This is a genomic window from Micromonospora fulviviridis (genome assembly GCF_014648395.1).
Classification (GTDB): Bacteria; Actinomycetota; Actinomycetes; order Mycobacteriales; family Micromonosporaceae; genus Micromonospora; species Micromonospora fulviviridis.
Map to the genome: position 1 here is coordinate 55,932 of NZ_BMRA01000018.1, position 12,688 is coordinate 68,619.

At 74.6% G+C, this 12,688-nt stretch carries 12 protein-coding genes; all 12 read right to left on the bottom strand.

All coding sequences use genetic code 11. The annotated features are described in order from the left end of the window. Positions 1-561 (bottom strand): peptide deformylase, encoded by a 561-nt coding sequence (gene def / locus IEY96_RS31020; protein WP_189198354.1) that lies wholly within the window; start codon positions 559-561, stop codon positions 1-3. Between the two features lie 42 nt (positions 562-603). After that, complete coding sequence (locus tag IEY96_RS31025) at positions 604-1,878, bottom strand: cytochrome P450 (protein ID WP_189198355.1); 1,275 nt, start codon at positions 1,876-1,878, stop codon at positions 604-606. Positions 1,879-1,962: 84 nt separating this feature from the next. Further along, positions 1,963-2,946, bottom strand: a complete 984-nt coding sequence (locus IEY96_RS31030) for an AAA family ATPase (protein WP_189198356.1) — start codon at positions 2,944-2,946, stop codon at positions 1,963-1,965. A 226-nt stretch (positions 2,947-3,172) separates the two neighbouring features. Continuing rightward, positions 3,173-5,278, bottom strand: a complete 2,106-nt coding sequence (locus IEY96_RS31035) for a primosomal protein N' (protein ID WP_189198357.1) — start codon at positions 5,276-5,278, stop codon at positions 3,173-3,175. Positions 5,279-5,337: 59 nt separating this feature from the next. Further along, positions 5,338-6,528, bottom strand: coding sequence for a methionine adenosyltransferase (gene metK / locus IEY96_RS31040; RefSeq protein ID WP_229791991.1), 1,191 nt, complete (start codon positions 6,526-6,528; stop codon positions 5,338-5,340). Between the two features lie 98 nt (positions 6,529-6,626). Continuing rightward, positions 6,627-7,835: a bifunctional phosphopantothenoylcysteine decarboxylase/phosphopantothenate--cysteine ligase CoaBC gene (gene coaBC, locus IEY96_RS31045; RefSeq protein ID WP_189198359.1), complete on the bottom strand. Its 1,209-nt coding sequence runs from the start codon at positions 7,833-7,835 to the stop codon at positions 6,627-6,629. 15 nt (positions 7,836-7,850) lie between these two features. Then, positions 7,851-8,114 (bottom strand): DNA-directed RNA polymerase subunit omega, encoded by a 264-nt coding sequence (gene rpoZ / locus IEY96_RS31050; RefSeq protein WP_007075826.1) that lies wholly within the window; start codon positions 8,112-8,114, stop codon positions 7,851-7,853. 46 nt (positions 8,115-8,160) lie between these two features. Then, positions 8,161-8,694, bottom strand: a complete 534-nt coding sequence (locus IEY96_RS31055; RefSeq protein ID WP_189198360.1) for a nucleoside/nucleotide kinase family protein — start codon at positions 8,692-8,694, stop codon at positions 8,161-8,163. A 25-nt stretch (positions 8,695-8,719) separates the two neighbouring features. Next, complete coding sequence (mihF, locus tag IEY96_RS31060; protein ID WP_013285515.1) at positions 8,720-9,037, bottom strand: integration host factor, actinobacterial type; 318 nt, start codon at positions 9,035-9,037, stop codon at positions 8,720-8,722. 179 nt (positions 9,038-9,216) lie between these two features. Next, positions 9,217-10,053 (bottom strand): orotidine-5'-phosphate decarboxylase, encoded by an 837-nt coding sequence (gene pyrF / locus IEY96_RS31065; protein WP_189198361.1) that lies wholly within the window; start codon positions 10,051-10,053, stop codon positions 9,217-9,219. 141 nt (positions 10,054-10,194) lie between these two features. Continuing rightward, the gene (locus IEY96_RS31070) at positions 10,195-11,469 is read right to left on the bottom strand and encodes an adenosylmethionine--8-amino-7-oxononanoate transaminase (protein ID WP_189198362.1); all 1,275 of its coding nucleotides are present in this window, start codon (positions 11,467-11,469) and stop codon (positions 10,195-10,197) included. A gap of 115 nt (positions 11,470-11,584) precedes the next feature. Beyond that, positions 11,585-12,607 carry a quinone-dependent dihydroorotate dehydrogenase gene (locus tag IEY96_RS31075; RefSeq protein ID WP_189198363.1) on the bottom strand — a complete coding sequence of 341 codons (1,023 nt, stop codon included), beginning with the start codon at positions 12,605-12,607 and terminating at the stop codon, positions 11,585-11,587. Positions 12,608-12,688 lie beyond the last annotated feature (81 nt).

Genomic DNA, 12,688 nt, shown 5'->3' on the forward strand with positions numbered 1-12,688 from the left:
TCACCGCCCCAGGCCGAACGGGTTGCCCGCGGCGTGCGGGCTGAGCTTGACGGTCGGCGGGGCGGCCTCGTCGTACCACTCGGCCTGGCGGATCGCCTTCATGGCCTCCTTGCGGCCGGCCGGGTCGAGCCGGTCGACGAAGAGCACCCCGTCGAGGTGGTCGGTCTCGTGCTGCACGCAGCGGGCCATCAGGCCGGTGCCGACGATCTGCAGCGGGTCGCCGTAGCCGTTGAAGCCCTTGGCGATGACGTTCTGCCGGCGCTTGGTGTCGAAGTAGAGCCCCGGGATGGACAGGCAGCCCTCCGGGCCGTCCTGCTCCTCCTCGTCGGGGAACTCCAGCACCGGATTCACCAGGTGACCGAGGACGTCGTCCACGTCGAAGGTGAACACCCGCAGGCCCACCCCGAGCTGCGGCGCGGCCAGGCCGGCGCCGTTCTGCTCGCGCATCGTGTCGGTCAGGTCGGCGATGAGCTTGCGCAGCTCGGCGTCGAAGTCGACGACCGGGTCGGCCGGCGTGCGCAGCACCGGATCGCCGAACAGACGGATGGGCTGAACGGTCACGCGGAGTGGCTCCTTGTCTGGGACGAGTGGTGCCGTACCAGTCTACGGAGTCGGTCCGGTCGCCCCGGCCGGCGTACCGCGATCGGTGACCGGGGACGCTTCGTCACCGACGGTGACCGGCAGGGTGGCGTAGCCGCGCAGGGTCAGCCGGACCCGCCGCTCGCCCGGCCCGGCCAGGGTGAGGCCGGGCAGCCGGCGCAGCAGCAGCGGGAACGCCACCTGCGCCTCCAGCCGGGCCAGGCCGGCGCCCAGGCAGTAGTGCGGGCCGGCGCCGAAGGAGAGCGGGTGCACCGCGGGGCGCCACGGGTCGAACCGGGCCGGCTCCGGGTAGCGGCCGGGGTCCCGGTTGGCCGCGCCGAGCAGCAGGATGAGCCAGCTCCCGGCGGGCAGGTCCACCCCGCCGTAGCGGGTCGGCGCGGTGCTCGTCCGCGAGGTGAGCTGCACCGGCGAGTCGTAGCGCAGCAGCTCCTCGACGTAGCCGGGGGCGAACTCGGGGCGCTCGCGCAGGGTCGCCGCCGCGGCCGGGTGGTCGAGCAGCACCACCAGGCCGTTGCCGAGCAGGTTGGTGGTGGTCTCGAAACCGGCCACCAGCAGGACGACCAGGTTCGACAGCAGCTCGTCGCCGGAGAGCCGGTCGCCGTCGCCGTCGTGCGCCTGCACCAGCGCGGTGGTCAGGTCGTCGGCCGGGGCGCGCCGGCGGGCCGCGACGAGGTCGGTGAAGTAGTCCCGCAGCTCGGTGGCGCCCCGGTCGGCGAGGGCCAGCTCGTCCGGGCTGATCTCCGGCTCCAGCACCCCGGTGAGATCGGTGGCCCAGCGCCGGAACAGCGGCCGGTCCGCCGCCGGCACGCCGAGCAGCGCGCAGATCACCGCCACCGGCAGGGGGTACGCGAACTCGGCCATGAAGTCGACCGGCTCACCCGACGCGGCCCGGGCCACCATCCCGTCCACCAGCTCGTCGGCCTGCGCCTCGACCACGTCCCGCATGGCGGCGATCCGGCGCGGGGTGAAGGCGCCGGCCGCCAGCCGGCGCATCCGGCTGTGGTCGGGCGGGTTGGTGCGCAGCATCGAGCGGGAGATCGAGGCGACGGCGGGGCTCTCCCGCCAGCCGGGGAGGAACTGGTCGCGCAGGTCGTCGTCCATCACGCCGAACCGGGCGTCGCGCAGGATCGCGTCGGCCTCCGCGTAGCCGGTGACCAGATGGAACGCCGGCCCGGCCTGGACCACCGGGCCGTGGCCGCGCAGCCGCTCGTAGGTCGGGTAGGGATTCACCCGCCCCTCGGGGGACAGCAGCAGGGCGAGGGCGTCGGCAGGGTCCACGGTCGGCCTCCCCGGGCGTCGGAAGCCTCCATCATGCTCCCGCCGGCCCGATCCGGCGATCCCCCGCCACCCGGGCGGTACGCCTCAGGCGCCGGCGCCCGGCTCCCCCGCCAGCACCGCGCCCCCGCCGAGCAGGGCGTGCTCGGGCAGCGGCAACTGGAGGCCGTGCGCGGCCTCCCAGTCGTGGATCAGGCCGGGCCGGACCTGGGCGGCGAAGAAGTCGACGGCGCTCATCCCGCCGACCACCGGCTCGTCCACCTCGGCGACCAGCCGCGCGGGGACCAGCGGGAAGCCGCTCTGCAGGGCGGCGCTGAGCCGGCGGTGGCCGTCGACCACGAAGAAGTACTCGCCGGTGTAGCCGATGGTCAGCGGCTCCAGGGCCTCGTCGCCGGACCCGGCCACCTCACCGACGAACTCCGAGTCCCAGAGGCCGCGCAGGGCGGTGATGTCCTCGGTCGGGTAGACCCGGGCCGGGTCGAGCAGCAGCAGCGGCTGGCCGTCGCGCAGCACCTCCGCGCCGAGCCGGCCCTCGTAGACGTCGACGACGTGCTGGATCACCTGCTCCGGGGTGGCCCGGGTGGTGTCGCAGACCAGGTCGTAGTTGCGCAGCCGGGCCTTGTCGACGCCGTAGCGCACGATGAACCGGCCGCGCTCGCTCTCGCTGCGCTCGCGGAGCTTGGCCTTCGCCTCCTCCAGCGAGGTGTAGCTCTCGGCCGGGCCGGACGGGCGGGCCAGCACCCGGCGGGCCGCCTCGGTCGGCTCGGTGATCATGTGCACCTTGAGCGCGTCGGTGAAGAAGTGCCAGGCCAGCCGGGAGTCCATCACCAGGCTCTCGCCGGAGGCGGCGATGTCCCGCTGGAGCTGGTCGACGTAGCCGTCGACGGCCTGGTCCAGCTCGGCGTGCAGGTTGAGCTGGAGGGCGGTCATCTGCCGCTCCTGGGCCATCTGGCGGTAGAGGTCGCCGACGCTGACCCGGCGCAGCCCCAGCCGCTTGGCGATCTCGACGGAAACGGTGCTCTTGCCGCTGCCGAGGTCACCGTTGAAGACGATCGACTGACGAACGGTCACGACTGGTCCACCCCTGATCACCGGCTGATTGACATCATCGAATCCGCGTCGGCTCGACGCACTCCCGCTTCACCGCGCCGCGCCCGGGAGCCGTCGTGCGCCTGGGCATGACGGGCGATGCTATCACGCGTCTTCCACCCATTTGCCGGACGAGGTGTCCGACAAACCCCAGGTCACGACCGTACGCGACGGCCCGGGTGCGCCACGTCACGGGTGGCCGCCGGGCTCAGAACAGGCTGAGCGGGTCGATCTGGAGCCGGACCGGGTCGGCCGCCTTGCGGGCGCTGCGCTGCCCGGCCGCCGCGTGCAGCGCCCCGGCCAGAGCGGCGGCCCGGGCCCGGGGCACCCGGACGAGCATCCGTTCCCGTCCCTCGTCGGCCGGCACCGGGCCGAGCACCTCGGCGCCGTCGGGCAGCCGGGCGCCGGCCAGCAGGTCCGCCACCGCGTCGGCCACGCCGGTGACGCTGGCCATCCGCACCGCCGGCGGGAAGCCCAGCTCGCGGCGCTCGGCCAACTCCCGGGTGGCGAACCAGGCGGAGTCCCAGCGCAGCAGCGCCTGCACCGGCACGAGGGCGCCGTCGGCGACCACCACCACCCGGCCGCCGGCCGGCCCGGGGCGGGCCAGCGCGGCGGCGGCCAGCCAGCGGCGCAGCGCCTCCTCCCCGGCCCGCAGGTCGGCCCGGGTGAGCAGCGCCCACGAGTCGAGCAGCAGCACCGCCCCGTAACCGCCCTCGGCGACCGGTTCCGCGCCGGGGGTGGCGATCACCAGGCCGGCGCCGGCCGGCACCGTCGCGAGCACCTCCTCCCGCCCCGAGGTGCGCACCGGCACCCCCGGGAAGGCCCGGCCCAGCTCCTCGGCCGTCCGCCGGGCCCCGGTGACCGAGGCGCGCAGCCGCCGCCCGCCGCACTCCGGGCAGGCGTACGCGGCGGCGACCCGGCCGCACCAGCGGCAGGCCGGCGTCCCCTCGGCCGACGGCAGGCCCAACGGGCCGGCGCAGTGCGGGCAGCGGGCCGGGGTGCGGCAGTCGGCGCAGGCCACCGAGGGCAGGTAGCCGCGGCGGGGCACCTGCACCAGCACCGGCAGGTCGGCGCGGAGCGCGTCCCGGGCGGTGGTCCAGGCCAGGCTGGGCAGCCGGGCGGAGGCGGCACCGGGGTCCCGGGCCAGGTGCGGGTCGTCCCCGGTGGGCACGATCGCCGGCATCCGGGCCCGTACGGTCGCCCGGTCGGCGACCACCTCTCGAGCCCAGCCGGTCTCCACCAGCAGCTGAGCCTCGGCGGTGCGGGCGTACCCGCCCACCAGGGCGGCGACCCCGGCGAGCTGGGCCCGGGTGAGCAGCACGTCCCGGGCGTGCGGGTAGGGCGCGCGGGGCTCGGCGTGCAGGTCGTCGCCGTCGTCCCAGACGGCGACCAGACCGAGCCGCTCGACCGGGGCGAACATTGCCGCCCGGGTGCCGATCACCACGGGCACGTCGCCGCGGCGGGCGGCGAGGAAGGCGCGGTAGCGGCGGGCCGGTCCGGCGGCCGCGGAGAGGCAGGCGTGCCGGCCGGGCCCGAGGACGGCGGTCAGGGCGGCGTCCAGCCGGTCCAGGTCCCGGGCGTCGGCCACCACGACCACGGCGCCCCGGCCGCCGGCCACGGTCGCGGCCACGGCGTCGGCGTACCGGTCGGCCCAGTCCTCGCCGGGCAGCGCGGACCAGACGGCCCGGGGCGCCCGCCCGGCGGTGAGGGCACGCAGGAACGCCGGCCCGGCCGGGTAGTCCCGCCACCCGCGCGGGTCGACGGGGTCGGCAGCGCCCGGGCCGGTGTCCACGGAGCCGGTCGCCGGGGTGGCGTCGTCGACGTGCGCCCGGGTGGCGGGATCGGCAGGGCCGGCGGCATCGGCGGCCGCCGGAGTGGCCGGATCGCCGGCGCCGGCGGACGCCGGAGTGGCGCGATCGGTGCCGGCGGCCGGCACGGTGGCGGGGTCGGCGGGGGTCGGCGGGGTGGCGTCGGCGCCGGCGAGGGCGGTCGCGGTGACGTCCTTCTCGACCCGGGCGTGCCGGGGCGGGACGGCGAGCCGGAGCACGTCGGCGAGGCTGCCGGCGTAGCGGTCGGCGACCGCGCGGGCCAGCTCGGCCACCTCCGGCGCCAGCACCGGCACCGGGGAGACCACCTTCTCCAGGTACGCCAACCGGGGATGCGCGGACTCCGCCACGCGCTCCAGCAGCCAGCCGTCGACGAGCTGCCCGGCGAAGCGGACCTTCACCCGCACCCCGGGCCGGGCGTCGGCGTCCAGGGTGTCCGGAACGAGGTAGTCGAAGGGGCGGTCGAGGTGCGGCAGCGGCACATCCACGCAGACGCGAGCGACCGGCGACCCCTCGGCGGGTCGCCGGTCGCCGCGCCTGGTGCCGGTCAGGCTCCCGCGGCCGACTTGAGGTCGGCGGCCCGGTCGGTGCTCTCCCAGGTCAGGTCCGGCAGCTCCCGGCCGAAGTGGCCGTAGGCGGCGGTCTGCTGGTAGATCGGGCGGAGCAGGTTGAGGTCCCGGATGATCGCGGCCGGGCGCAGGTCGAAGACCTCGGCCACGGCCTTCTCGATCGAGGCGACCGGCACGGTCTCGGTGCCGAAGGTCTCGATGAAGAGGCTCACCGGGTGGGCCTTGCCGATCGCGTACGCGACCTGCGCCTCGCAGCGCTCGGCCAGGCCGGCGGCGACCACGTTCTTGGCCACCCAGCGCATGGCGTACGCGGCCGAGCGGTCCACCTTGGACGGATCCTTGCCGGAGAACGCGCCGCCACCGTGCCGGGCGTAGCCGCCGTAGGTGTCGACGATGATCTTCCGGCCGGTGAGGCCGGCGTCGCCCATGGGCCCGCCGATCTCGAAGCGCCCGGTCGGGTTGACCAGCAGCCGGTAGCCCTCGGTGTCCAGGCCGAGGCCCTCCAGCTCGGGGGTGATGACGTGATCGCGGACGTCCGGGGTGAGCAGCGACTCGAGCGAGATGTCGGCCGCGTGCTGGCTGGAGACCACGACGGTGTCGAGCCGGACCGGGCGCAGCCCGTCGTACTCGATGGTCACCTGGGTCTTGCCGTCGGGCCGCAGGTAGGGGATCGTGCCGTCCTTGCGCACCTGGGCGAGCCGGCGGGCCAGCCGGTGGGCGAGCGCGATGGGCAGCGGCATCAGCTCGGGCGTCTCGGAGCAGGCGAAGCCGAACATCATGCCCTGGTCGCCGGCGCCCTGCGCGTCCAGCGCGCTCTCCGACGAGCCGGTACGCAGCTCGAACGCGTTGTCCACGCCCTGCGCGATGTCCGGCGACTGGGCGCCGATGGAGACGCTCACGCCGCAGGAGGCGCCGTCGAAGCCCTTCTTCGACGAGTCGTAGCCGATCGACAGGATGGTGTCCCGCACGATGGTCGGGATGTCGGCGTACGCCTTCGTGGTCACCTCGCCGGCGACGTGCACCTGGCCGGTGGTGATCAGCGTCTCGACCGCGACGCGGCTGTGCGGGTCCTTGGAGAGCAGTGCGTCGAGAATGCCGTCACTGATCTGGTCGGCGATCTTGTCCGGGTGGCCTTCCGTGACCGATTCGGACGTGAAGAGACGTGTCACGGCACTCCTAAGCATGTGAAGACTTTTAAAGGTCGCTCGGCGGCAGTTTAGTCACCGTGCTCCCAGGGTGACCCGGGGAACCGGAGAGTGACCAACCGTCAGGACCGCTCCCGCAACCGGGCGGCCACGAGGTCCCAGACGGCGTCGGCCAGGTCCTCCTTGGGCTGCTCGGGCATCCGGTGCACGGACCCGTCCGCCCCGATCACCGTGGCGGCGTTGGTCTCGGCCCCGAAGACCTTGTCCACCCCGACCTCGTTGATCACGATGAGGTCGGCGCGCTTGCGGGCCAGCTTGGCCCGGCCGTTGGCCTCGGCGTCGCCGGTCTCCGCGGCGAAGACCACCAGCACCTGCTCCGGCCGCCGGCGTCGGCCGAGCTCCGCCGCGATGTCCGGGTTGGTCACCAGCTCGATGGTGGGCGCGCTGCCGTCGTCCGACTTCTTGATCTTACCGGGCGCGTACGTCGCCGGACGGAAATCGGCGGGTGCGGCGGCCATCACCACGGCGTCCGCGTCGGCGGCCGCCTCCAGGGTGGCCTTGCGCAACTCCTCCGTGCTGCCCACCCGCACGAGGTCGACGCCGGCCGGGTCGGCGAGCGCGACGTTGGCCGAGACCAGGGTGACCCGGGCGCCCCGGGCCACGGCGGCGCGGGCGAAGGCGTAGCCCTGCTTGCCGGAGGAGCGGTTGCCGAGGAAGCGGACCGGGTCGAGCGGCTCCCGGGTGCCGCCGGCGGTGACCACCACGTGGCGGCCGGCCAGGTCGGCCGGGGCGGCGCCGCCCCGGGCGAGGGCCCGGCGGGCGACCGCGAAGATCTCGGCCGGGTCGGGCAGCCGGCCCTTGCCGGTGTCCTTGCCGGTGAGCCTGCCGACGGCGGGCTCGATCACCACGACGCCGCGGGACCGCAGGGTGGCCACGTTGGCGACGGTGGCCGGGTGCTCCCACATCTCGGTGTGCATGGCCGGCGCCAGCACCACCGGGCAGCGCGCGGTCAGCAGCGTGTTGGTGAGCAGGTCGTCGGCGAGGCCGTGGGCGGCCTTGGCGAGCAGGTCGGCGGTGGTGGGTGTCACCACGACGAGGTCGGCGTGCTGCCCGAGGCGGACGTGCGGCACCTCGTGGACGTCGGACCAGACGTCGTCGGTGACCGGCTGGCCGGAGAGCGCGGCCCAGGTCGGCGCCCCGACGAACCGGAGCGCCGACGCGGTCGGCACGACCCGGACCCGGTGGCCCGACTCGGTGAAGAGCCGGAGCAGCTCACACGCCTTGTAGGCGGCGATGCCGCCACCGACCCCGAGGACGATCTCGGCGGCCATCGGCGCGGGCGGGGCTTACGGCTGGTCGGTCGGCTCGGCGGTGAGCAGACCCGCGTTGATCTCGCGCATGGCGATGGAGAGCGGCTTCTCCTGGGGGGTGGTCTCCACCAGCGGGCCGACGTACTCCAGCAGGCCCTCACCGAGCTGGCTGTAGTAGGCGTTGACCTGGCGCGCGCGCTTGGCGGCGAAGATGACCAGCGCGTACTTCGAGGTGGTCTTCTCGAGGAGCTCGTCGATCGGCGGGTTGGTGATGCCCTCGGGGTTGGCGATGGATCCCACGAAATAACCTCTGCGTCTTTGTGCACCGCCCGGAGGCGGTGGCCTCTCAACCGCTCGGGCGCGGTCGGGCCGGAGCCAGGAAGGAAGAACCGAGCAAGCCTACCAGCTCCTCGGCCGCGCGCTCGGTCCGGTCGTGCACCACGGCGTGTGCGAAGGCGGCCGCGACGGCCGGGTCCGGCCGGTACGCCGGCGGGGTGAGCAGCACGAGCCGCGCGTCCGGGACCACGGCCCGGACGGCGAGCGCGCCCGGCAGGTCCAGCGGGAGCAGCACCGCCTGCCCCTCCGCGAGCCGGGCCCGCACCCCCGCGCGCGGCACCCCGCGCCGGTACGGCCCCATCCGGCTCCACTCCAGCAGCTCGTCGGCCGCGACCATGCGGTCGAAGCCGGTCGCGTCCAGGAAGAGCCGGTCGACGCCGTCCACCTCGCCGGGGCAGGCCGGCCGGGTGGTCGCGGCCACCGGCACCCACACGGACGGGAGGCGCGCCCGGACCAGCTCGACGACACTCCCCCCGCCGGCCCCAGAAGGGCCGGCCAGGACAGTGAGCCGAGCCGCCGGGCGCGCCTCGTCATCCATGCTCACCGCTTGTTTCTACACGGTGGGCCGTTCAGTTGGCGGCGAACTCTCCAAGCAGCGCCTTGCGCTGCTGCTCGCCCAGGCCACGCAGCCGACGGCTGTCAGCGATCTTGAGCTTCTCCATGATCTGGGTGGCTCGGATCTTGCCGATGCCCGGCATCGCCTGGAGCACGGCCGAAACCTTCAGCTTGCCCACGACGTCGTCGGACTCGGCCCGCTCGAGGACGGTGGCGAGGGTGGTCTTGCCCTGCTTGAGCTGCTCCTTCAGCTCAGCACGGGCCTTGCGGATCTCCGCGGCCTTCTCCAGCGCGGCAGCGCGCTGTTCGGGGGTCAGTGACGGGAGCGGCACCAGTTCTCCTCAGGTCCCTAGTACGACGGGCGGGGCGCACCGCCGCATCTGTGAAACGTGGTGTCGCTGGCAACCAAAGGGGTCCGTGGTTCCCAGCGCGTGGAAAACTAGCGGTCAACGGAGTTCTCGGCAACGTGGGCGCGCGAAGATCAACGGAAAGTGACCGAGCCGTCAGTCAGTCACGCGGCGGCCAGGGCGGCCCGGCACTCGGCCAGCACCCGGTCGGTCGCGGCCCGCAGGGCCTCCTGGTCCGGCCCCGCGCCCAGCACCTCGCGGGAGTAGGACGGCAGCACCGAGGGCAGGCTGGAGCCGAACACGGTACGCAGGTCGGCGGCCGTCGCGCCCTGCGCGCCCAGCCCGGGCGCGAGCAGCGGACCGTTCACCGCGGCGAGGTCGTGACCGGTGTCGCCGATCGTCGCGCCGACCACCAGACCGAAGCTGCCGAGAGGATCGGCACCCCGGTTGAGCTGGGAAATCTCGTCGATGACGGTCTGCGCGACGGTGCGCCCGTCGGCCCCGACGGCACGCTGCACGGAGGCTCCCTCGGGGTTCGAGGTGAGCGCCAGGACGAACACCCCGCCGCCGTGCGCGGCGGCCAACTCGAACATCGGGGCGAGCGAACCTACTCCCAGGTAGGGACTCGCGGTGACCGCGTCGACATACAGCGGGCTGGATGGATCGAGGTAGGCCGAGGCGTACGCGCTGACCGTCGAGCCGATGTCGCCGCGCTTGACGTCGAGCAGAACGAGCGAGCCCGAATTTCGCAACTGTCGGATAGTTGACTCAAGAATTCCGACACCACGGGACCCGAAGCGCTCGAAGAACGCCGACTGGGGCTTGACGACGGCCACCCGGTCGCCGATGGCCTCCACCACGATCCGGCAGAACCGGTCGAGGCCCTCGACGTCGTCGGACAGTCCCCAGCGGGCGAGCAGCCCGGGGTGCGGGTCGATCCCCACGCAGAGCGGTCCCCGCTCGGCCACGGCCCGGTGCAGGCGGGCGCCGAAGGTCTCCATCGCGTCTCTCCCTCTCCTGGCGCGGCCTCGGGCCGCGGTGTCCGCGACGGGTACGCCGCCGCTCGTGGTCCTGTCCCGGCCGCCGCGCGGCCGGGCGTCCTGCCGCCACCGGACGCCGGTCGCCGGTGGCCTCCCGCCGGCTCAGCCCGCCTTGACGGCCGCCTCGACCCCGGCCGCGATCCGCGCCACGTCCGCCTCGTCGGTGACGTACGGGGGCATGGTGTAGACCAGGTCCCGGAACGGCCGCAGCCAGACGCCCTGCGCCACCGCGGCGGCGGTCGCCCGGGGGATGTCCACCTCGTGGTCGAGCTGGACGACGCCGATCGCGCCCAGCACCCGCACGTCGGCCACGCCGGGGGCGCCGCGCAGCGGTTCCAGGCCGGCGCGCAGCCCGTCGGAGATCCTCGCCACCCGCCCCGCCCAGTCCCCGGCCCGCAGGAGCTCCAGGGAGGCGTTGGCGACGGCGCAGGCGAGCGGGTTACCCATGAAGGTCGGGCCGTGCGCCAGCACCCCGTCGGCCGAGATGGCCCGGGCCACCTCGGGGGTGCAGAGCGCCGCGGCCAGGGTGAGATAGCCGCCCGTGAGGGCCTTGCCGACGCAGAGCACGTCCGGGGCGACGCCGGCGTGCTCGGCGGCGAACATGGCGCCGGTCCGGCCGAAGCCGGTGGCGATCTCGTCGAAGACCAGCAGGATGCCGTGCGCCCGGGTCACCTCGCGCAGCACCCGCAGGTAGTGCGGGTGGTGGAACCGCATCCCGCCGGCGCCCTGCACCACCGGCTCCACGATCACCGCGGCCAGCTCGCCCGCGTGCCGCTCCACCGCGTCCACCAGCGCCGCCTCGTACGCCGGGTCGGGCGGGGTGTCGAAGCCGGCCGGCGGCACCGGCGCGAACACCTGCCGGGGCAGCACGTCGCCCCAGAGGTGGTGCATGCCGCCCTCCGGGTCGCAGACGCTCATGGGGTGGAACGTGTCGCCGTGGTAGCCGCCCCGCCAGGTGCCCAGCCGACGGCGTTCCGGCCGCCCCACGGCCCGCTGGTACTGCAGGCACATCTTCACCGCCACCTCGACGCTGACCGAGCCGGAGTCGGCCAGGAAGACGTGCTCCAGGCCGTCCGGAGCCAGCTCCACCAGCGTCCGCGCCAGGCGTACGGCGGGCTCGTGGGTGAGGCCGCCGAACATCACGTGGCTCATCCGGCCGAGCTGGTCGGTGACCGCCGCGTCCAGCACCGGGTGCCGGTAGCCGTGGATCGCCGCCCACCAGGACGACATCCCGTCGACCAGTTCCCGGCCGTCGGCCAGCCGCAGCCGGACCCCCTCGGCGCTGTCCACCACGTACGGCGAGCTGGCCGGCGGCAGAGCCGCATAGGGATGCCACACGTGCCGCCGATCAGCGGCAAGGATCTCCTCAGGCGTCACAGGCTCTCCTTCCCTCCCCCTCCCTCCCCCGCGATCCTGCGGTTCCGGCCCGCGATCCGCCCCGGAACGGGCGATGCGCCGGGCACGAACTGGAAGATCGCGCGGAGGAAGGGGGTCAGCGGGGTGGTGGTGGGGTCGTTCGGGTTGCGGCGCGGACCAGGGCCGGGCCCCGGTAGATGAAGCCGGTGTAGAGCTGGATCAGGCTCGCGCCGGCGTCGAACATCCGGGCCGCGTCGTCCGGGTCGAGGATGCCGCCGACGCCGATCACCGGCAGCCGGCCGCCGGTCTCGCGGTGCACGAAGGCGACCACCTCACGGGCGCGGGCGGCCAGCGGGCGGCCGGAGAGGCCGCCGGTCTCCGCTCCCCGCGCCCGGTCGGCGGGGGCGAGCCCGTCGCGGGCCAGCGTGGTGTTGGTGGCGATCACCCCGGCCGCGCCGCGGGCGAGGCAGACCTCCAGCAGCTCGGCGACGGCCGGCTCGGTGAGGTCGGGGGCGATCTTCACCAGCACCGGCTTCTCCCCGACGAGGGCCGCGAGCAGCGCGTCCAGGTGGGACCGGTCCTGAAGGGACCGCAGCCCCGGGGTGTTCGGTGAGGACACGTTGACCGCGAAGTAGTCGCCGTGCCCCTTCAGCGCCCGGTAGGAGGCCAGGTAGTCCTCGACGGCCTCGTCCAGCGGGGTCACCTTGGACTTGCCCAGCGAGATGCCCAGCGGTACGCCGAGCGGGCGCGGCAGCGCCGCCAGCCGGGCCGCGAGGGCCTCGGCGCCGGCGTTGTTGAAGCCCATCCGGTTGACCACGGCCTCGCTGTCGCGCAGCCGGAACAGCCGGGGCCGGGGGTTGCCCGGCTGGGCGTGCGCGGTGACCGTGCCGACCTCGACGAAGCCGAAGCCCAGCGCCGGCCACGCCGGCAGCGCCACCCCGTTCTTGTCCATCCCGGCCGCCAGCCCCACCGGGTTCGGGAAGTCCACCCCGAACACCGTCCGCGGCGCCGCCCGGAAGTACCGCGCCCGCAGCGCCGCCAGCACGGCCGGCCGCCGCGACACCGAGGCCAGCCGCTCCAGTGTCCACTCGTGCGCCGCCTCGGCGTCCCCACCCCCGATGCCGAACAACCGAGGCCGAACAACCTTCTCGAAGATCACCGCCCGTCCACCCCCACCTCGGTGATCATGAGGTTGACGGCGAAGTCGATCTCCTCGACCGCCGCCAGCCTCATGATCGAC

Coding starts and splice junctions, on each gene's coding strand:
- coaBC (WP_189198359.1), bottom strand. CDS start 7,835: ATGGCCGCCGAGATCGTCCTCGGGGTCGGTGGCGGCATCGCCGCCTAC.
- pyrF (WP_189198361.1), bottom strand. CDS start 10,053: ATGGAGACCTTCGGCGCCCGCCTGCACCGGGCCGTGGCCGAGCGGGGA.